Annotated in this window: 18 protein-coding genes; 11 read left to right on the top strand and 7 right to left on the bottom strand. The window is 71.0% G+C overall.

The window, feature by feature from the left end; genetic code table 11:
* Positions 1-44 precede the first annotated feature (44 nt).
* The gene (locus HNR14_RS10945) at positions 45-779 is read left to right on the top strand and encodes an SDR family oxidoreductase (RefSeq protein ID WP_179701063.1); all 735 of its coding nucleotides are present in this window, start codon (positions 45-47) and stop codon (positions 777-779) included.
* On the opposite strand, the gene HNR14_RS10940 is transcribed toward HNR14_RS10945, so the two are convergent.
* A complete protein-coding gene (locus tag HNR14_RS10940; protein WP_021764107.1) occupies positions 764-1,678 on the bottom strand; it encodes a DMT family transporter in 915 nt (304 codons plus the stop codon). The genes HNR14_RS10945 and HNR14_RS10940 overlap by 16 nt on opposite strands.
* A 195-nt stretch (positions 1,679-1,873) precedes the next feature.
* On the opposite strand from HNR14_RS10940, the gene HNR14_RS10935 reads away from it, so the two are divergent.
* The 5 genes from HNR14_RS10935 (at position 1,874) to HNR14_RS10915 (ending at position 6,060) form a co-directional block, all read left to right on the top strand.
* Entirely contained in the window at positions 1,874-3,061 is a 1,188-nt protein-coding gene (locus HNR14_RS10935) for an LLM class flavin-dependent oxidoreductase (RefSeq protein ID WP_021764108.1), read from the top strand.
* Between the two features lie 32 nt (positions 3,062-3,093).
* Complete coding sequence (locus tag HNR14_RS10930) at positions 3,094-3,786, top strand: CE1759 family FMN reductase (RefSeq protein WP_039923067.1); 693 nt, start codon at positions 3,094-3,096, stop codon at positions 3,784-3,786.
* Between the two features lie 117 nt (positions 3,787-3,903).
* The gene (locus HNR14_RS10925; RefSeq protein WP_179702629.1) at positions 3,904-5,382 is read left to right on the top strand and encodes a glycosyltransferase family 2 protein; all 1,479 of its coding nucleotides are present in this window, start codon (positions 3,904-3,906) and stop codon (positions 5,380-5,382) included.
* 67 nt (positions 5,383-5,449) lie between these two features.
* A complete protein-coding gene (locus HNR14_RS10920) occupies positions 5,450-5,866 on the top strand; it encodes a hypothetical protein (RefSeq protein ID WP_179701062.1) in 417 nt (138 codons plus the stop codon).
* Positions 5,863-6,060, top strand: a complete 198-nt coding sequence (locus HNR14_RS10915) for a helix-turn-helix transcriptional regulator (protein ID WP_179701061.1) — start codon at positions 5,863-5,865, stop codon at positions 6,058-6,060. Before HNR14_RS10920 ends, HNR14_RS10915 begins: the two co-directional genes overlap by 4 nt.
* Positions 6,061-6,141: 81 nt before the next feature.
* On the opposite strand, the gene HNR14_RS10910 is transcribed toward HNR14_RS10915, so the two are convergent.
* A complete protein-coding gene (locus tag HNR14_RS10910; protein ID WP_021764111.1) occupies positions 6,142-6,561 on the bottom strand; it encodes an organic hydroperoxide resistance protein in 420 nt (139 codons plus the stop codon).
* An 82-nt stretch (positions 6,562-6,643) separates the two neighbouring features.
* Between HNR14_RS10910 and HNR14_RS10905 the strand changes: the two genes are divergently transcribed.
* A complete protein-coding gene (locus HNR14_RS10905) occupies positions 6,644-6,940 on the top strand; it encodes a hypothetical protein (RefSeq protein ID WP_021764112.1) in 297 nt (98 codons plus the stop codon).
* 22 nt (positions 6,941-6,962) lie between these two features.
* Here HNR14_RS10905 and HNR14_RS10900 read toward each other — a convergent pair whose 3' ends face one another.
* From HNR14_RS10900 to HNR14_RS10885, 4 genes are read right to left on the bottom strand one after another with little or no spacing between them, the layout of a single operon-like run.
* Positions 6,963-7,883: an SDR family NAD(P)-dependent oxidoreductase gene (locus HNR14_RS10900; protein ID WP_343064462.1), complete on the bottom strand. Its 921-nt coding sequence runs from the start codon at positions 7,881-7,883 to the stop codon at positions 6,963-6,965.
* A 7-nt stretch (positions 7,884-7,890) separates the two neighbouring features.
* A complete protein-coding gene (locus HNR14_RS10895; protein ID WP_021764188.1) occupies positions 7,891-8,205 on the bottom strand; it encodes a chorismate mutase in 315 nt (104 codons plus the stop codon).
* 17 nt (positions 8,206-8,222) lie between these two features.
* Complete coding sequence (locus tag HNR14_RS10890) at positions 8,223-9,551, bottom strand: FtsX-like permease family protein (RefSeq protein WP_179701059.1); 1,329 nt, start codon at positions 9,549-9,551, stop codon at positions 8,223-8,225.
* Positions 9,548-10,270: an ABC transporter ATP-binding protein gene (locus HNR14_RS10885; RefSeq protein WP_179701058.1), complete on the bottom strand. Its 723-nt coding sequence runs from the start codon at positions 10,268-10,270 to the stop codon at positions 9,548-9,550. The genes HNR14_RS10890 and HNR14_RS10885 overlap by 4 nt, the downstream gene beginning before the upstream one ends.
* Before the next feature lie 108 nt (positions 10,271-10,378).
* On the opposite strand from HNR14_RS10885, the gene HNR14_RS10880 reads away from it, so the two are divergent.
* Positions 10,379-11,044 (top strand): NYN domain-containing protein, encoded by a 666-nt coding sequence (locus tag HNR14_RS10880; RefSeq protein WP_179701057.1) that lies wholly within the window; start codon positions 10,379-10,381, stop codon positions 11,042-11,044.
* Between the two features lie 148 nt (positions 11,045-11,192).
* The gene (locus tag HNR14_RS10875) at positions 11,193-12,479 is read left to right on the top strand and encodes a GNAT family N-acetyltransferase (protein WP_343064461.1); all 1,287 of its coding nucleotides are present in this window, start codon (positions 11,193-11,195) and stop codon (positions 12,477-12,479) included.
* Positions 12,480-12,552: 73 nt separating this feature from the next.
* Here HNR14_RS10875 and HNR14_RS10870 read toward each other — a convergent pair whose 3' ends face one another.
* Complete coding sequence (locus HNR14_RS10870) at positions 12,553-13,839, bottom strand: adenylosuccinate synthase (protein WP_179701056.1); 1,287 nt, start codon at positions 13,837-13,839, stop codon at positions 12,553-12,555.
* A gap of 150 nt (positions 13,840-13,989) precedes the next feature.
* Here HNR14_RS10870 and HNR14_RS10865 point away from each other — a divergent pair, with 150 nt between their 5' ends.
* Both HNR14_RS10865 and HNR14_RS10860 read left to right on the top strand, forming a co-directional pair.
* Positions 13,990-16,767 (top strand): MMPL family transporter, encoded by a 2,778-nt coding sequence (locus HNR14_RS10865; protein WP_179701055.1) that lies wholly within the window; start codon positions 13,990-13,992, stop codon positions 16,765-16,767.
* Positions 16,764-18,782, top strand: coding sequence for a hypothetical protein (locus HNR14_RS10860; protein ID WP_179701054.1), 2,019 nt, complete (start codon positions 16,764-16,766; stop codon positions 18,780-18,782). The genes HNR14_RS10865 and HNR14_RS10860 overlap by 4 nt, the downstream gene beginning before the upstream one ends.
* Positions 18,783-18,863 lie beyond the last annotated feature (81 nt).

The following is an 18,863-nucleotide window of genomic DNA, read 5'->3' as shown; positions in this document are numbered from 1 at the left end:
CACGATTCCGTGACGGCCGACCGGCCTGACAGGCTGGGAGCACCATGACCCAGCACAGCATCGATCGTCTCGCCGGCCGTTCCGTCGTCCTGATCGGGGGCGGCTCCGGCATCGGGCTCGCCGTCGCGCGCCAGGCCGTCGCCGCCGGTGCGCGCGTGCACCTCGGCGGACGCACCGAGACGACCCTGCAGCGCGCGGCCGCCGAGCTGGGCGACGCCGCGTCCTGGGGCGTTGTCGACACCTCCGACGACGCCTCCGTCGCGCGCTTCTTCGAGCGGGTGGAGGCCGTCGACGCGCTCCTGACGACGGCCGCCAGCTACACGACGGGCCCGTTCACGACCTCCACGATCGAGGAGGCACGGAGCCCGTTCGAGTCGAAGTTCTGGGGCCAGTACCGGGTCGTCCACGCCGCCCTCCCCCTCCTGACTCCCGACGCCTCCGTCGTCCTCATGTCGGGTGCGGCGAGCGTGCGTCCCGCGGGGCCCGCCGCGGCGTACGTCGCCGCGAACGCCGCCATCGAGGGCCTGGCCCGCGGCCTCGCCGTCGAGCTGGCGCCGGTGCGCGTCAACGCCATCGCGCCGGGCACGATCGACGGCAACCTGTGGGCGCAGCGCTCCGCCGAGGTGCGGGAGGCGGCCTTCAGCGGCTTCAGCGCCACCACGGTCCTCGGCCGGCCCGGCACCGAGGAGGAGATCGCGGACGCGGTCCTCCACCTCTTCACGAGCACGTACACGACGGGATCGACGCTCTACGTCGACGGCGGCTACGCGCTGCGCTGACCCACCAGCTCCGCCTGGCGACGCGAGAAGATCCGCACCCGCTGCTGCGTGAGCAGGATGCCGGCGATCACGATGAGAGCCCCGACGGGCTCGTTCCAGCTGAGGTGCTCGCCCAGCACGAGGATGCCGAGCGCGACGCCGACGACCGGGGTCACGTAGGTCACGCCGGAGGTCGCCGTCGGGCCCCAGGCGCGCAGCACGTTCATGTTCCAGATGTAGACGACGCCCGTCCCGAGCATCCCGAGCGCCAGGAGGCTGAGCAGCACCGGCCAGCTGAAGGTGATCGGGCCCAGGGCGACGAACGGGGTCAGCACCAGCATGATGACCGCGGCGATGCCGATGTTCAGGAACGCCGTGGTCGTCGCCGGGATGGCGCGGTGGCTGATGAAGCGGCGGATGTAGCCGAAGCTGAACCCGTAGCAGGTCACGGCGCCGAGGCACGCGAGCTGGCCCCACAGGCTGCCGGTCAGGGCGGCGACGCTCCACGGACCGACCACGACCACGACGCCGACCACGCCGATCAGCACGCCGAGCACCTGATCGCGGTTCAGCTTCTCGACCCGGAACGCGACCGTCACGAGGATCGCGGTGGTGATCGGCGTGACCGCGTTGTAGATGCTGGCCAGGCTCGACGACACGTACTGCTCCGCCCACGCGAAGAGGAGGAAGGGCACCACGCAGTAGGTGATCGCGACCACGGTGAAGTGCAGCCAGACGATCGGCTCGCGCGGCAGCCGGCTGCGCATGACCAGGACGATGACGCCGAGCGTGATCGCGCCGAAGACGAGGCGCGCCCAGGCGACCTGACCGAAGGACACCCCGTCGAGGGCGATCTTCATGAACAGGAAGCTGGCTCCCCAGATGAGCCCCATGGCGACGAACTGCAGCGCGACCTTCACTCTGCGAGGCTAGCGGCTGCCACCGTCACCGGCTGGCGGGATTCGGACGCGGCGCCGCACTCTGTCCGGACCTTTGCGATGGCTGGCCGGATCTCCCTTCCGGAGGCCAGACTGGAGGCCGGGAATACTCCGGCCGTGCGTGCGTTATATGCGTTTGCATAGAAACGGCGAGACGAAAACCACAAGGAGCCAGCCATGCAGTACGGAATCTTCTCCGTCAGCGACATCACCCGCGACCCGGTCTCGGGTCACACCCCCAGCGAGGCGGAGCGCATCGAGGGGATCGTCACGATCGCCAAGCACGCGGAAGAGGTCGGCCTCGACGTCTTCGCCATCGGCGAGCACCACAACCCGCCGTTCTTCTCCTCGTCCCCGACGACGCTGCTCTCGCACATCGCGGCCCTGACGAAGACCCTCACGGTCACGACCTCCACGACCCTCATCACCACCAACGACCCGGTGCGCATCGCCGAGGAGTACGCGATGCTCCAGCACCTCTCCAAGGGGCGCATGGACTTGATGCTCGGCCGCGGCAACACCGGCCCGGTCTACCCGTGGTTCGGCAAGGACATCCGCCAGAGCCTGCCGCTCGCCCTCGAGAACTACAACCTCCTCAACCGCCTGTGGCGCGAGGACGTCGTGGACTGGGAGGGGCGCTTCCGCACCCCGCTGCAGGGCTTCACCTCCACCCCGCGCCCGCTCGACGACGTGCCGCCCTTCGTGTGGCACGGCAGCATCCGCACGCCCGAGATCGCCGAGCAGGCGGCCTATTACGGCGACGGCTTCTTCGCGAACAACATCTTCTGGCCCAAGGAGCACTACCAGCGCCTGATCGCCTTCTACCGCGAGCGCTTCGAGCACTACGGCCACGGCACCGCCAAGCAGGCCATCGTCGGGCTCGGCGGCCAGGCGTACATCGCCAAGAACTCGCAGGACGCGAAGAACGAGTTCCGCCCGTACTTCAACGAGGCCCCCGTCTACGGCAACGGCCCGACGATGGAGGAGTTCACCGAGGCGACCCCGCTCACCGTCGGCAGCCCGCAGGAGGTCATCGACAAGACGCTGACGTTCCGCGAGTGGGCGGGCGACTACCAGCGCCAGCTGTTCCTGATGGACCACGCCGGCCTGCCGCTCAGCACCGTGCTCAAGCAGCTCGACCTGCTGGGCGAGGAGGTCATCCCCGTGCTCCGCAAGGAGACCGAGGCCCGCAAGGACCCGGAGGCGCCCGACGCCCCCACGCACGCCTCGCTCGTCGCCGCCAAGTACGGCGACGCGGAGCCCCGCCAGCCGCGTCCCAACGCCAACCGCGGTGACAACGTGACCGGCGCCTCCCCCTACCAGGACACCGAGGAGCAGTTCCAGGCCAGCTACCCGTCGCTCTGAGCGACGCGGCCTGAGATCGAGAGAAGGACATGATGACGAACACCGATCAGCGCCCGTTCCGCGTTGTGGTGGTGAACGCCGGCGTCAGCGACCCGTCGTCCACCAAGATGCTGGCCGACCGGCTGGCGCTGCGCGTGGAGGCCGCCGCCCAGCGCGACGGACGCACCGTCGAGACGCAGCACCTCGACCTGCGCGAGCTGCTGCCGGAGCTCTCCGGCGCACTCGCCTCCGGGCACCTCGGGCCGAAGTTCACGAAGGCGATCGACGCGCTGAAGGCGGCGGACGGCATCATCGCGACCGCGCCGGTCTACAAGGCCGGGCCGAGCGGACTGTTCACCTCGTTCTTCCAGGTGATCGACAACGACCTGCTCATCGCCAAGCCGGTCGTGCTCGGCGCGACGGCCGGCACCGCCCGGCACGCGCTCGTGGTCGACGAGCAGATGCGCTCGATGTTCGCCTTCCTGCGCACGATGACCACCCCGACCTCGGTGTTCGCGTCGACCGAGGACTGGCAGGACAAGTCGCTGGGCAAGCGGATCGACCGGGCTGCGCGCGAGCTGGTCGTGCTCATGGAGAGCGAGGTGGAGGCCAAGATCACCGACGCCTCCTGGGACCACTACCAGCACGAGTTCGGATCGGCGGGAGGCGACGAGTTCGGCATCGACCTGAGCTCCGACCTCATGAAGCTGGCCGCGGGCGGCTCCCTGGGAGCACCCCGCTCATAGCGCCCTGTGCACAAGCGGGCCCCGTCCACCGACGGGGCCCGCTTTCGTCTGCCCGGTGGCACTCCCGCTGTAGGGTTGCGGGTAGACGAGGGGAGTTTCCGGGTGGATGCCGTGAGCGTGCTGCAGTGGATCGGCGTGGTCGTGTGCCTGATCCTCGCGCTGACCGGTTTCATCCCTGTCGTCTCGGCCGCGGTGACGTTCTTCGTCATCCCGTTCCACGCCTGGATCAACCACTACAAGAAGGCGGCGCCGTATCTGCCGCGGGTGGCCATCGTCGTGCCCGCCTGGAACGAGGGCGCGGTCATCGGCGCCTCCATCGACCGGCTGATGAAGCTCGACTACCCCAAGGAGGCGCTGCGGATCTACGTGGTCGACGACGCCTCCACCGACGACACCCCCGACGTGGTGCGCGGCCGCGAGGCGCAGTACCCGGGCAACGTGTTCCTGTTCCGTCGCGAGCAGGGCGGGCAGGGCAAGGCGCATACCCTCAACCACGGCATCAGCCGCATCCTCGAGGAGGACTGGATGGAGGCGCTCCTCGTGATGGACGCCGACGTCATCTACCTGCCCGACTCCCTCCGCCGCATGACGCGACACCTGGCCGACCCCGCCGTCGGCGCCGTCTCGGCGTACATCCGCGAGGGGAGCAGCGTCGGTCGCAACTACCTCACCAAGTTCATCGGCATCGAGTACGTGCTGTCGCAGCCGGCCTCCCGCCGCGCGCAGAACGTGATGGGCGCCCAAGCCTGCCTCGCGGGCGGCGCCCAGCTGCACACCCGCGAGAACATCGTCGCGATCGGCGGCCAGATCGACACCTCCTCGCTCGCCGAGGACACGATCACGACGTTCGAGACCCAGATCCAGGGCCGCAAGGTCGTCTTCGAGCCGCACGCGCACGTGCTGGCGGAGGAGCCGAGCCGGGTCGACGCGCTCTGGAAGCAGCGCCTGCGCTGGGCGCGCGGCAACGTGACCGTGACGGCCCGCTACGCGAGGGTCTGGTTCCGGCCGTCGAAGGTGCACCACCTCGGCGGGTTCATGTTCGGGCTCATGTGGTTCAGCCTCCTGCTGCTCCCGCTGATCATGGTCGTGTCCGCGGTGGGGCTGACCGGCCTGCTGTTCCTCCAGTCGCCGTTCGCGACCGGGGTCTTCCGTGCACTGTGGATCAGCGCCTCCCTCGCCTACCTGTTCGTTCTGCTGCTGGGGTCGCTGACCGACACGCGGACGTCGCGCCGCGCGCTCGGGCACGTACTGCTCTTCCCCGGCATCATCAACATGCTGGTGATGGTCACGGCGCTGTTCCCGACGCTCATGCTGGTGCGGCTGCCCGCCCTGTTCGGCGTCACCCTCAGCGACGCGTCGCTGCTGGTGCTCACGCTCCTGATCTACATCTGGATGCCGGTCTCGATGCTCGTCGCCTGGCTCGCTCGGGTGGTCGAGAAGCGGAAGGGCCTGCGCTGGCTGGCACCGATCTTGATCTACCTGGCCGGCTACGGATCGCTGCTCTGCGCGATCACGCTCGACTCCTACTTCAAGGAGCTCGCCGGGGCCGAGGCCCGCTGGGACAAGACCGAGAAGGTCGGCCGCGTCGCGGTCTGAGTCTGCGCCGGCTCCGCGACTGTAAAGCACGCTTGACATGGATGCGGGCATCCGCGATGCTGGAGGCATGACAAGCGAACTTGACACCCGCGCCACCGGTCCGACCGAACGCCGCCGTACCCGCGGCTTCGCGCTCCAGTTCACCCTTGGGATGGTCGCCTACGTGCTCGTGCTCGTGGCGTCGATCATCTGGGGCGACCTCGACGGCGACGACCCCGTACGCTTCCTCTGGGCACTGGCGCCGGTCGTCCCGGTCGCGGCCGTGGCCGTGGTGCTCGTCCGGTTCGTGCTGCGCTCCGATGAGTTCGAACTCGTTCAGACGCTGAAGGGGCTCGCGATCGGCTTCGTGGTCACGATGCTGCTGGCCGTGATCGCCGGGTTCCTCGGGATCGCCGGCCTCGACATCCCGGGCCTCGGCTGGTGGCTGTACGGCGGCGGGATGCTGGCGTGGCTCGTCGCATCGATCGCGATCAAGCTGCGATGAAGAACGAGCTCAAGACGCTCCGCGTCGAGCACGCGCTCTCTCAGGGGGCACTGGCCGAGCGGCTCGGGGTGTCACGGCAGACCGTGAACGCCCTCGAGACCGGCAAGTACGACCCGTCCCTCCCCCTGGCGTTCCGGATCGCGAAGCTGTTCGACCGCCCCATCGAGGCGATCTTCACCCCGGAGGACGACTGACAGACGCGCGAGAGGTGAGTCGTTGCGGGTCCCGGGCGACCGGGACCCGCAACAACTCACCTCTGGCGCAGCGCCGCCTCGTCAGTCGACGATGGTGATCTTCACCGGGATGTTGCCACGCGTCGCGTTCGAGTACGGGCACACCTGGTGGGCCTTCTCACCGAGCTCCTCGGCGACCTCGCGGCTGACGTTGGGCACGTAGACGTCGAGCTCGACCTCCAGGGCGAAGCCGCCCTCGCCGTTCGGGCCGATGCCGACGCTGGCGGAGACCCCGGCGTCGGTGGTGTTCTGCTTCTCGGCGCGACCCACGGCGTGCAGGGCGCTCAGGAAGCAGGCGGCGTACCCGGCGGCGAAGAGCTGCTCCGGGTTCGTGCCCTCACCGGAGCCGCCGAGCTCCTTCGGCGGACGGGTGTCGAGATCGATCAGGTCGTCCTCACTGCGGACGTGCCCGTCGCGGCCTCCACCGGAGGCGTGGGCGATGGCGGTGTATGCGATTTCCATGGGCTCAGCCCACTCCAGCGGTCTGAACGCCGACTGGGAGACGCGTCAACAGTGCGGGTGTATAAGGCGATAGCGTGGAGGCATGAAGGTCCGCGGAATGGTGCAGAGCAGCGAGACGAGCGAGCTGGTCGCCGAGGCGGACGACGCCGAGACGGCGCGGGCCCTGGTCGACGAGCAGGTGCCCGAGGGCTTCGAACTGCTCCGGGTGCACAACGCCATGCCGCGCGGCGGCCGCGTGATCGCGACGGGCGTCATGCGCCCCGCAGCGGTCACCGAGATCGAGGCCGCGGGCGCCGACTACGCCTCCGCCCGCGACGCCCTCCGCGCCGCGGTGCCCGAGGGCCAGCGGCTGCTCTCCATCACCGTCGTCCCTGAGTAGCGCGCCGCCCTGCGGCCGCGCGTCAGCCGATGCGCAGCTCGACGCCCGCCGCCTCTTCGAGCAGCGGCCACAGCCGTGCACCCACGCGGGGTGAACGCGACGCCCAGGTGGGGTGCAGATGCGTCGGGATGCCCTTGGTGCGGCCGACCGGCCCGATGTAGTCCTCGCCGGTGAGATCGGGGTCGAGCACGGCACGCACCGGAGCCCAGGCCCCGTGGTCCTTGCCCTGTGTCCACCCGGCCTGCAGGTTGTCCACGAACCGCTTGACCCGCGTCGGCTGGTTGACCCCGCGGATCCCGGGCGTGCGACCCGAGGTGGAGTAGCCGGGATGCACGACGATGCTGCTGATGCCGTTGCCGGCCGCGTGCAGCCGCCGGTCGAGCTCGAAGCCGAAGGCTTGCGCGGCGATCTTCGACCGCGAGTACGCCCGCCACGACGTGTAGGAGTGCTCGAGCTGGAGGTCGTCGATCCGCAGACTCCCGAGCCGGGTCGCCAGCGAGCCGAGCGACACGATGCGGGAGCCCGGGGTGCGCTCCAGCACCGACAGCAGCCCGGCGACGAGCCGCACGTGACCCAGCACGTTGGTCGAGAGCACCAGCTCGTTGCCGACCGCGTCGGTCTCGCGCTCCCGCGGCGGGTGCACGATGCCCGCGTTCAGCACGACGGCATCCACCCGCTCCCGCTCGCGGAGGTGCTCGGCCGCGGCGTCGATCGACGCGCGATCTGTGACGTCGAGGGGCATGGCCTCCACCCGGGAGCCGGGGACACGGCGGCGGATGGCCGTGACGGCCGCCTCCGCCCGCTCGGGATCGCGGCAGGCGAGCACCACGCGTGCGCCGGCCCGCGCCAGTTGCTCACCCGTGAAATAGCCGACGCCGGCGTTGCCGCCGGTGATGACGACGGTGCGGCCGATGGCGTCCGGCAGCGCTGTCGGATCCCACACCACGGCGTTACTTGCCGCTCTCGGTGGCGATGCGCTCGTGGTGGTGGATGACCTCGGCGATGATGAAGTTCAGGAACTTCTCCGCGAACGCCGGGTCGAGGTGGCTCTCCTCGGCGAGCGCGCGCAGACGCTGGATCTGCTCGCGCTCCCGCTCGGGATCGGCCGGGGGGAGGCCGTACTCGGCCTTCAGCGCGCCGACCTGCTGGGTGAACTTGAAGCGTTCCGCCAGCATGTGGATGACCGCGGCGTCGATGTTGTCGATGCTCTGCCGGATGCTGTGCAGCCGCTCAACGGCGGCGTCGTCTGACTCGGTGTCACCCATGCTCCGACCCTATCGGGTCAGAGGCTGGGCGACGGCTCCGCGAGCACCCGCGTCAGCACCGGACGGGTCGCGAGCAGCGCGAGCCAGACCAGCCCGATCCCGGCCGCCAGGCAGCCGACGATCACCGCGATGCTCGCCGGGGCGAGGATGAGGCTGAGCCCGGCCAGGGGGAACACGACCACACCGGCGACCAGCGCCGAGCCGACCGTGGTGATGCGCAGCGGCGAGAGCACGGCCCGGCCGCGGGCGCCGTTCATCTCGCTCACCGGCATCCCGAGCCGGTCCAGGCTGACGTAGAGGTCACGGCGGTCCAGGATGGCGGCCGCCTGGTTGACGCCCGCCGAGCAGGCGACCATGAGGAACGACGCGATCACGGTGATCAGCACGCCGGTGCGGATGTCGGCGACGAGCTGCGCGCTCTGCGGGTCGGTGTCCCCCACCGCACCGAGGAGCGCGATGCCGACACCGGCGAAGACGGCCATGAAGCTGGTCATCGCGACGCCGGAGACCTGCCGCCAGGCCGCCTTCGGCGACTCGAGGATCGTGCGGGCGGCGAGGAGGCGGCGCGGTGTCTGCGCGCGGCGCGCCTGGCGCGAGGCGAGCATCCGGAGCACCCATGGCCCGACGAGGTTCAGCACGGCGACGGCTCCGCCGAAGCCGGCCCCCAGCACGCCGAGGATGATCGCCACTCCGCCGAAGCTACCGAGCGCGCTCATCGCGCCGTAGACGACTCCGATCACGACGACCGCGACGACGACCCGGACCCAGTGGGTGCGCGGGGCGTCCTGGCGCGTGCGGACTCCCAGCGGCGAGAGGACCACCCGGCGCAGGCCGATGACGGCACTGAGAGCCGCGAGCGCACTGACGCCGAGCACGACCAGCGCGATCCAGCCGGGACCGAGCAGGATGGACATCCCCAGTGGCTCGCCGCGGAACGGGATGAGCCCCACCAGCGGCGCGAGGGCGAGCGAGAGCACGACGCCGACGAGGGCACCGGCCACCGCGAGCATCGTCGACTCGATCACCGTGAGGGCGGTGACCGTTCCGGGTGTCGCCCCGAGCAGGCGCAGTCCGGCGAGACGGTCGTCGCGCCGTCGAGCCGAGAGGCGGGCGGCCGATCCCCCGAGGGCGATCAGCGGGACGACGAGCAGAGCGAGCGCGATGACCGCGAGGCCCTGGTAGACCGGGGCGAAGTCGTCCGTCCACGAGAAGAAGGCCTGCGCGCCGCCCGCGACGATGAGCAGCAGCGTGGTGACGATCGCGAACGCGACCACGGGGAGCGCGATGGTGGAGCGGTCAGCGGCCCCGCGACGGGCGAACAGCCAGGCGAGGCGGAGGGTCGTCATCGCGACTCCTCCGTCCGCGTGCGGGCCTCGTCGACGATGCGCCCGTCCGCCAGGCGGAGCACGCGCGAGCAGCGGACGGCCACGCTGTCGTCGTGAGTGACAACGACGAGGCTGCGACCGCGGCCGGTGGTGGAGGCGATGAGCGCATCCATCACCTCGGCGGAGGTCCGCGAGTCGAGGGCGCCGGTCGGCTCGTCCGCGAAGACCACGGATGCTCCCCCGACCTGCGCGCGCGCGATGGCGACGCGCTGCGCCTGTCCACCGGAGAGCTGGCCGATGCGCCGCTGCTCCATCCCGGCGAGACCGAGGGCCGCCAGCCAGGTGGCGGCGTCCTGCTCGGCGGCCGCGCGCGGCGCCCCGGCCAGCATGAGCGGCAGTGCGACGTTCTCGACGGCGGTGAGCTCGGGCAGCAGCAGGCCCTGCTGGAAGACGAAGCCGAACGCCTCCCGGCGCAGGCGTGACCGCTCGGCCTCCCCGAGCGCGGTCACCTCCACCGGCCCGTGCGCCGTCGCCAGCACGACCGATCCCGTGTCGGGGCGGACGATGCCCGCGAGGCAGTGCAGGAGGGTGGTCTTGCCCGAGCCGGATGCGCCCATGATCGCGACGGACTCGCCCGGGGCGATGGCGACATCCACCCCGGCGAGCGCCGCGGCGGAGCCGTAGGTCTTGGTGAGCCCGGAGGCGCTGAGCACCGGAGGGGCGGGGACGAATGCGTTCATGCCTCCATGCTCGCCGCGGCCGGCGCGCCGCACATCGGACGACGGCGTCATCCTCACCGCCCGGCGTCATCCTTCCGACGGATCGACCCTCGGGTAATGTTATATTTCATGACGAGACCCACCGCACGTGTATACGTCGATGGATTCAATCTGTACCGCCGCTGTCTGTCGTCTCATCCCGAGCACAAATGGCTCGATCTCTGGGCGCTCGCTACTCAGCTGATGCCGGACCACACGGTGACGCACGTGGACTACTTCACAGCCCACCTTCGCCCCGGCATCCAATTCGATCCGCAGACTCCGGTGCGACAGCAGATGTATCTCCGGGCGCTTCGGACGCGTCCGCAGCAGATCTCGCTTCATTTCGGGAGTTTCCGCAACGATAAACGGGACATGCCCGTTCACCCCGTCGAGCTCGATCCGGCCACAGGCAAGTGGCGGACGACGGCCGTCAAGAAGCTCGAAGAGAAGGGCTCGGACGTCAACCTCGCCTCACGGATGGTGGCCGATGCCTTTCTGCGAAAAGCCGACATCTTCGTGCTGCTCTCGAACGATTCAGATCAGGCGGGCCCGCTACGGATGCTGAAACACGAACTCGGCTTCTCCACCGGCATCATCTTTCCGATGGAGTCGTCGCGAGGCTCCAAGGAGCTGATGCAGACGTCCCCGGATTTCGTGTCGCACGTGACTCCGGAGGCGCTCGCCGCGAGCCAGTTTCCCCGCGTTCTCGAGGACGACACCGGGCGATTCCATCGACCGCCGGCATGGGGTTAAATTCCGAAGGCCCCAGTCTCCTGGGGCCTTCTAACCGGTAACCGAAGTATCCGGGGGTGTGTGTCCAGTCTATTCGAACGTCCGAGCTGCGCCAAGCTCCACACGCACGTCCTCGCGGCGGAGGAGGGCCGGTGGGTACGGTGGAGAGGTGAACCAGAGCTACGAGAACGCGCCCGTCGACGAGCAGTCCGCCCATGAGATCGAGGAGGCGGGGATGCGGCTCGCGCTGGTCGACACGACCGATGCGGAAGCGTTCGACAAGTGGTTGCGGGCCGATCAGCGCGGATTCCACAGCGGCGCGCCGTCGAAGGAGGCGCTGCAGGAGGCGCGGGAGACTCTCGCCGACCGCCGCACGACCGCCGTGTACGACGACGACCTCCCGTCGCGGGAGCCGGTCGGCACCGTGAACTCGTGGGTCGCACCGCTGACCGTCCCGGGCGGCACCCTCGCCGACAGCTGGGCGATCAGCTCGGTGACCGTCGCTCCGACGCATCGGCGCCGCGGTATCGCCCGCGCCCTGCTCGGGGGCGAACTGCGCGCCGCGCACGCGCACGGGCTGCCGCTGGCGATCCTCACGGTCTCCGAGTCCGTGATCTACGGACGCTGGGGCTTCGGTCCCGCCACGTTCGCCAGCGAGTGGCGGGTGGACACCAAGCGGGTGCGCTGGGCGGGCGGGCCGACGACCGGCCGGCTCTCCTTCACCGAGCCCGAGGACTACCGGGAGACCGCGCGCGCCGTGCTCGACGCCGTCGTGGCCGGACGCGCGGGCGAGATCGGTCTCTCGCCGTACCTGGCCGACCGCCTGTTCGGCCCGACGAAGAGCAGCGAGAACCCGGAGCGCTACCGCTTGGTGCGCTACGACTCCCCGGCGGGCGAGCCGGAGGGGTTCGTCAGCTTCGTGGTGAAGGGGCACGACGACTTCGTCCGGCACGTGGTCGAGGTCAACTACCTCGCCGCGACGACCGACGAGGCCCTCACCGCTCTGTGGCGCTTCCTGCTGGAACTCGACCTCGTCGCCGAGGTGCGGGCGGGGCTCCGCGGGATCGACGAGCCGCTGCCCGCGCTCGTGTCGGACGTGCGCGGCGCGGCGGTGGCGGGCGTCCGCGACCACCTGTGGGTGCGCATCCTGGACGTCCCCGCCGCCCTCGCGGCTCGCCGCTACGAGCGCGACGGCGAGCTGGTGCTCGACGTGACCGACGACCTCGGCCTGGCGGGAGGTCGCTTCCGGCTGTCCGTGACGGAAGGGGTCGCGACCGTGACGCCGACCGAGGACGCCCCCGACGTGACCCTGCCGGTCGCGTCGCTCGGCAGCGTCTACCTGGGCAACGCCTTCGCGCTCGCCCTCGGTGTGGCCGGCAAGATCGAGGGCGACGTGACCGCGCTCGACGGGCTGTTCCGCACGGCCGTGCCGCCGCGCCTCAGCACCTGGTTCTGACGGCGAAGTTCACGTCGTGGCGGCTATTCGCACCTCGATGAGCGCCACGACGTGAACCTCGTGCCGGCTCGGCTCAGTCGACGAGGTCGTGGCGCACGACGATCTCGTCGCGGGCCGGGCCCACGCCGATCGCCGAGATGCGCGCACCGGACATGCGCTCGAGAGTGAGCACGTAGTCCTGGGCGTTCTTGGGCAGGTCGTCGAACGTGCGCGCGCCGCTGATGTCCTCGGTCCAGCCGGGGAACTCCTCGTAGATCGGCAGAGCGTGGTGGAAGTCGCTCTGCGACGCCGGGACCTCGTCCATCCGCACACCGTCCACGTCGTAGGCGACGCAGACCGGGATGCGCTCGATGCCCGTGAGGGTGTCGAGCTTGGTCAGCACGAAGTCGGTGACGCCGTTGATGCGCGCGGTGTACCGGGCGACGGGGGCGTCGTACCAGCCGGTGCGGCGCGGACGGCCCGTGGTGGTGCCGAACTCGAAGCCGCGCTCGCGCAGGAACTCGCCCCACTCGTCGAACAGCTCGGTCGGGAACGGGCCGGCGCCGACACGGGTCGTGTACGCCTTGACGATGCCGATGACGCGGTCGATGCGGTTCGGGCCGATGCCGGAGCCGATGGCCGCGCCTCCCGACGTCGAGCTGGAGGACGTGACGAAGGGGTAGGTGCCGTGGTCCACGTCGAGCATGGTCGCCTGGCCGCCCTCGAAGAGCACGTACTTGCCGTCCTCGAGCGCGCGGTGCAGCAGCAGCGAGGAGTCTACGACCATCGGACGCAGGCGCTCGGCGTAGCTCAGCAGCTGCTCGACGATCTCGTCGACCGAGATCGCGCGGCGGTTGTAGACCTTGACCAGGAGGTGGTTCTTCTGGTCGAGGGCGCCCTCGACCTTCTGGCGCAGGATGTTCTCGTCGAAGAGGTCCTGGATGCGGATGCCGACGCGGTTGATCTTGTCGGCGTAGGTCGGGCCGATGCCGCGACCGGTGGTGCCGATCTGGCGCTTGCCCAGGAAGCGCTCGGTCACCTTGTCGATGGTGCGGTGGTACTGCGTGATCACGTGCGCGTTGGACGAGACCTTGAGGCGCGAGACGTCCACGCCGCGGGCGATCAGGCCGTCCAGCTCCTCGAAGAGCACCTCGATGTCGACGACGACGCCGTTGGCGATGACCGGGGTCACACCCTCGGTCAGGATCCCCGACGGAAGCAGGTGGAGCGCGTACTTCTCGTTGCCGACGACGACCGTGTGCCCGGCGTTGTTGCCGCCGTTGAACTTGACCACGTAGTCGATGCGGCTGCCGAGGAGGTCGGTCGCTTTGCCTTTGCCTTCGTCGCCCCACTGGGCTCCGATGATCACGATCGCGGGCACTGTCCACGTCCTCTCGATGGATGGGCGCACCGGTGCGTCACACGGACGACCGCTGCACTCGATCCTATCGCGACCCGTGTGAGGGGGCGGTCCGGGGCGTTCATGCGCGGGCCGTTGCCGAAGAGCTGAGGAAAGTTCTACATTGGCGCCGTGGCGTCCTTCCTGTACGCGCTGGGCCGGATCGCCTTCCGGCGGCGCCGGAGGGTCCTCGCCCTGTGGCTGCTGGTCGCGGTGCTGATCGGCGCGGGCGGCGCGCTGCTCAGCCACGGAACGGATAACACGTTCAGCATCCCGGGGACCGAATCGCAGGAGGCGCTCGACGCGCTCGCCCGGACCTTCCCCCAGGTGAGCGGCGCGTCGGCCCAGCTGATCGCCGTCGCGCCGCCGGGCGGGAGTGTCGACGACTCCGCGTTCCAGTCCGCGGTCGAACAGTCGGTGACTGCGATCGGGCGGATCCCGCAGGTCACGAGCGCCTCCTCCCCCTACTCGGGACCGTCGAGCGGGAACCTCAGCTCCGATGGGTCGGCGGCGCTCGTGCCCATCCAGCTCTCGGTCGCGCAGACGGCGGTCGAGCCGTCGACGATGGATGCGCTGCAGCAGGCCGGGAAGGACCTCCTGAAGCAGCTGCCGTCGGGCTCGCAGGTCGCGGTGGGCGGTCAGGTGTTCTCGCAGTCGGCGGCGGGGATCAGCGTGACCGAGCTGGTCGGCATCCTGATCGCCTTCGTGGTGCTGCTGTTCACGTTCGCGTCGGTGGTCGCGGCAGGGATGCCGCTCGTCACGGCCCTGCTCGGCTCGCTCATCTCGCTCTCGCTGATCTTCGCGGCCACGCACTGGCTCACCATCGCCTCCACCACGCCGCTGCTGGCGCTCATGCTCGGCCTGGCAGTGGGGATCGACTACGCGCTGTTCATCATCTCCCGGCACCAGGAGCAGGTGAAGCACGGGATGCCGCCGGAGGAGTCCGCGGCGCGCGCCGTCGCCACGGCCGGCTCCGCGGTCGTGTTCGCGGCGGTCACGGTGATCATCGCGCTGCTCGGACTCGCGGTGGCCGGCATCCCGTTCCTGACGACGATGGGCGTGGCGGCGGCCCTCGGTGTCGCGATCGCCGTGCTGCTGTCGACGACCCTCACGCCGGCGCTGCTCGGGTTCGGCGGGATGAGGGTGGTGGCGCGGCGGTACCGCCGGGAGCCGGTGCAGCCGTCGAAGCGGGCCGCGAGTCGAGCGGTGAAGCGCGCGGCCGCACCGCGACGCCCGCGGTCCGAGCATCCCGTCGCCCTCGGCTGGGTGCGCGCGATCACCCGGTGGCCGCTCGTCACGGTGCTCGGCGTCGTCGTGCTGCTCGGGTTGGCGACCCTCCCCGCCGCGTCGCTGCGGCTCTCCCTTCCCGACGCCGGGTCGCTCGACGAGCAGGAGCCCGCCCGCATCACCTACGACCTGGTCGCCGACCACTTCGGCCCGGGCTACAACGGACCCTTGATCGTCACGGGCTCCGTCATCGGCAGCTCGGACCCGGTCGGCCTGATGAACGACCTCGCTGCCGAGCTGCGCACGGTGCCGGGGGTCGCGGCCGTCCCGCTCGCCACGCCGAACCCCGACGGCGACACGGGCATCGCCCAGGTGGTGCCGACGGGCGCGCCGGACTCGGAGCAGACCCAAGCCCTGGTGGCCAGTCTCCGCTCGATGCACGATCACTTCGAGCGCGAATACGGCATCGATCTCGCCGTCACCGGCTACACCGCAGCCGGCATCGACATCTCGGCACAGCTCGCCGGCGCGCTCCTGCCGTTCGCGCTGCTCGTGGTCGGGCTCTCGCTCGTGCTGCTGGCGATGGTGTTCCGCTCGATCGTGGTGCCGGTGACGGCCGCGCTCGGCTACCTGCTCAGCATCGGCGCCGCCTTCGGGGTGTCGAGCCTGATCTTCATGAGCGGCTGGCTGGCCGGCCCGCTGCACATCGCCCACGTCGGCTCGGTGATCAGCTTCATGCCGATCATCCTGATGGGCGTGCTCTTCGGGCTCGCGATGGACTACGAGGTGTTCCTCGCCAGCCGGATGCGGGAGGAGCACGTGCGCGGGGCGGCGCCGCGCGAGGCGGTGCACGGCGGGTTCGCCGGTTCTGCGCGCGTCGTGACGGCGGCCGCCGCGATCATGTTCGCCGTCTTCGCCGCATTCATCCCGGAAGGCGACGCGTCGATCCAGCCCATCGCCGTGGGTCTCGCGGTCGGCGTGGTGGTCGACGCCTTTATCGTGCGCATGACGCTCATCCCGGCCGTGCTCGTGCTGTTCGGGCGCGCGGCCTGGTGGATGCCGCGCTGGCTGGACCGCGCCCTCCCGCACTTCGACATCGAGGGGGAGGCGCTGCAGCGCGAGCTCGACGCCGCCGACTGGCCGGAGCCCGGCGACCGCATCGCCATCGCGGCGGAAGGTGCGCAGATGGGCGGCCACGAACACACGCTCGCAACGGTGGATGCGATGGTGCCGGCCGGGGACGTGCTGGTGATCCGGGAGGCCGATGCCACCGCGGTCGGCGCCGCCCTCTACGGTCTCGCCGGCCGCGGACCGGTGTCCGGCGGACGGCTCAAGGTCGCCGGGATGCTGCTCCCCGTCCGTCGGAGTGCGGTTCGTGCTCGGGTCGGCGTGGCCCGGGTCGGCGATGGTGCCGATCCGATCGCGGCGGTGCGCGTCGCGCTGCGCGGCGACCCGCGCATCCTGGTCGTCGACGGCGCCGACCGGACCGCGTGCGCGCAGGCGCGCGCTGAACTCGCCGTCGCCCTCGACCGCGCGTGGACGGACGCGCGCGACGCCGGGGAGCCACTCACCATCGTGCTCGGCGGCGGCCTCGATGCCGACCTCGACGGGCTGGTCCCGCTCGGCGCGGTGCGGCACGTCACCACCTCCACCCTCCTCACGGAACCGGAGCCCCAGCCATGAGACGCACCCCCTTCTCGGCCCGAGCGGGCGCCGAACGACTCGCGCCGCTCACGCTCACCGGCCTCGCCCTGGTGCCCCTGATCGTCGCGGGCGTGCTGGCCTGGGCCCTCTGGGCGCCCGGGCAGAACCTGGACCGTGTCACCGCCGCCATCGTCAACGACGACACCCCCGTCACGGTGAACGGGCAGACCGTCCCACTCGGACGGCAGTTCGCCGCGGCGCTGATGAGCGGAGGATCAGCGACGGTCTCGGGAGACGGGTCGACGTCGACGGGGACGCCCGCACCGACCGGCACACCCGCGCCCACCGGCACGCCGAATTCCAGCCCGACGCCCGTCCCGGCCGAGGCGCCGCCCGCCGCGGATCCGCAGAACTTCGACTGGGTGCTCACGAACGACGCGGAGGCCGGCGACGGCCTGACCAGCGGGCGGTACGCCGCGGTGGTGACGATCCCCTCCTCCTTCTCTGCGAACGCCCTCTCGTTCTCGGGTCCGGCCGCACAGGCGAAGCAGGCGTCGATCACGGTGCGGACCGGGGCCGCCGTCGCCCTGCTCGATCCGGCGCTCACGGCCGCGATCACGCAGACGGCGACCGCCGCGCTCGGGCGGCAGCTCACCGTGCAGTACCTCGGCAACGTCTACCAGGGGTTCAACACCATCAACACGCAGATCGGCGGCGCGGCCTCCGGGGCGACGAGCCTGGCGAGCGGAGCCGACACGCTGGCACAGGGCACGCAGCAACTCGCCGCGGGGGCCGCCAGCCTCGCGACCGGCGCGCAGTCGGTCGATGCCGGCGCGCAGTCCCTCGCCTCCGGGCTCTCGGTCTTGAGCGATCAGACGGCGTCGCTGCCCGCGCAGTCCGCGCAGCTCGCACGCGGCGCGACCGCTGTCGCCGGGGCGACGGATGCCGCGGCCGCGAAGGTGTCGGCCGCCACGGCCTCCCTCGCCCAGGCGCAGGCACAGGTGTGCCCCGGGCCCGGATGCGCGGCGGTGACCGACGCGCTCACCACGCTGCAGCAGGCGAACGCCGACGTCGGGACGCTCGCCACCGTCGCCGACGGCGTCGCCTCGGGCAACCAGCAGCTCGCCGCAGCCCTGCCCCAGGTCGTCGACGGCATCGATCAGTCCGCCACCGGGGCCGCGCAGCTGGCGTCCGGGACGGCGCAGACCAGCAGCGGAGCGGCCTCCCTCAGCAGCGGCGCCGCCTCCTCGGCAGCGGGCGCCGCTCAGGTGGACGCGGGCGCGCAGCAGCTGAGCAGCGGTCTCACCACGGCGGTGACCGACATCCCGACCTACTCGCCCTCGGACATCGCCACGCTGACGGCGGTCGTCGCCCAGCCCGTCGTCGCGACGCAGAAGGCGCCGCCGGCGGGGGTCGCAACCGTGCCGCTGTTCCTGGTGCTGGCGCTCTGGGTCGGCGCCATGGCCACCGCGTACGCACGGCGAGCGGTGCCCGACCGGGAGCTGATGACCACGACGCCCTCGCTGACGATCACGCTCCGGGCGGCCGGGGTCACGGCGCTCGTCGGCGCCGGGGAGGGTGTGCTCGCCGCCGCGCTCGCGCAGCTGTGGCTCGGCCTCCGGCCCGACGTGTGGCTCGAACTCGCCCTCGTCGGCGCGCTCGTCGGCGCGGTCTTCTGCCTCATCAACCAGGCGCTGGCCGCGGCGTTCGGCGGCGTCGGCCGGCTGCTCGCGCTCGTCGTCGGCCTGTTGGCTCTGGTGTCCGGGATGTCGTCCACGGTGCCGCCGGCGGTGGCCTCCCTCGCCGCGGCCATGCCGACCGCCCCCGCGCTGTCGGGGCTGCGCGCGATTGCGTCCGGCGACGCGGGAGGCGCGTGGGGAGTCGTCGGGCTGCTTCTGCTCTGCGCGGTGGGTGCGCTCGCGCTGCTGTTCGCCGCGGTCGCCGCGCGTCGGTCGGTCCGGCTCGCCGATCTCGCCCCCCGGTCGCGCCCGAGCGCTCCGCTCACGCCACCGCCCCCTCCGGCTCCGCCGCCCGCGCACTCCCGCGCGGCCTGAGGCTGTCGGTCCGCCGAAGTTCACGACGTGAACCTCGGGCGCGGGCGCCGCACTAAGTTGCACAGCGGTGTGCAAGAAGCG

Origin of the sequence: Leifsonia naganoensis (assembly GCF_013410615.1) — a bacterium.
GTDB classification, from domain to species: Bacteria; Actinomycetota; Actinomycetes; order Actinomycetales; family Microbacteriaceae; genus Leifsonia; species Leifsonia aquatica.
Note: the sequence above shows the minus strand (reverse complement) of the source record. Positions and strands in the feature narration are given on the sequence as shown.

Bases quoted from the DNA above. Each gene is read 5' to 3' on its own strand.
- HNR14_RS10945 (WP_179701063.1), top strand. From the start codon at position 45: ATGACCCAGCACAGCATCGATCGTCTCGCCGGCCGTTCCGTCGTCCTG.
- HNR14_RS10935 (WP_021764108.1), top strand. From the start codon at position 1,874: ATGCAGTACGGAATCTTCTCCGTCAGCGACATCACCCGCGACCCGGTC.
- HNR14_RS10930 (WP_039923067.1), top strand. From the start codon at position 3,094: ATGACGAACACCGATCAGCGCCCGTTCCGCGTTGTGGTGGTGAACGCC.
- HNR14_RS10920 (WP_179701062.1), top strand. From the start codon at position 5,450: ATGACAAGCGAACTTGACACCCGCGCCACCGGTCCGACCGAACGCCGC.
- HNR14_RS10915 (WP_179701061.1), top strand. From the start codon at position 5,863: ATGAAGAACGAGCTCAAGACGCTCCGCGTCGAGCACGCGCTCTCTCAG.
- HNR14_RS10910 (WP_021764111.1), bottom strand. From the start codon at position 6,561: ATGGAAATCGCATACACCGCCATCGCCCACGCCTCCGGTGGAGGCCGC.
- HNR14_RS10905 (WP_021764112.1), top strand. From the start codon at position 6,644: ATGAAGGTCCGCGGAATGGTGCAGAGCAGCGAGACGAGCGAGCTGGTC.
- HNR14_RS10895 (WP_021764188.1), bottom strand. From the start codon at position 8,205: ATGGGTGACACCGAGTCAGACGACGCCGCCGTTGAGCGGCTGCACAGC.
- HNR14_RS10890 (WP_179701059.1), bottom strand. From the start codon at position 9,551: ATGACGACCCTCCGCCTCGCCTGGCTGTTCGCCCGTCGCGGGGCCGCT.
- HNR14_RS10885 (WP_179701058.1), bottom strand. From the start codon at position 10,270: ATGAACGCATTCGTCCCCGCCCCTCCGGTGCTCAGCGCCTCCGGGCTC.
- HNR14_RS10880 (WP_179701057.1), top strand. From the start codon at position 10,379: ATGACGAGACCCACCGCACGTGTATACGTCGATGGATTCAATCTGTAC.
- HNR14_RS10860 (WP_179701054.1), top strand. From the start codon at position 16,764: ATGAGACGCACCCCCTTCTCGGCCCGAGCGGGCGCCGAACGACTCGCG.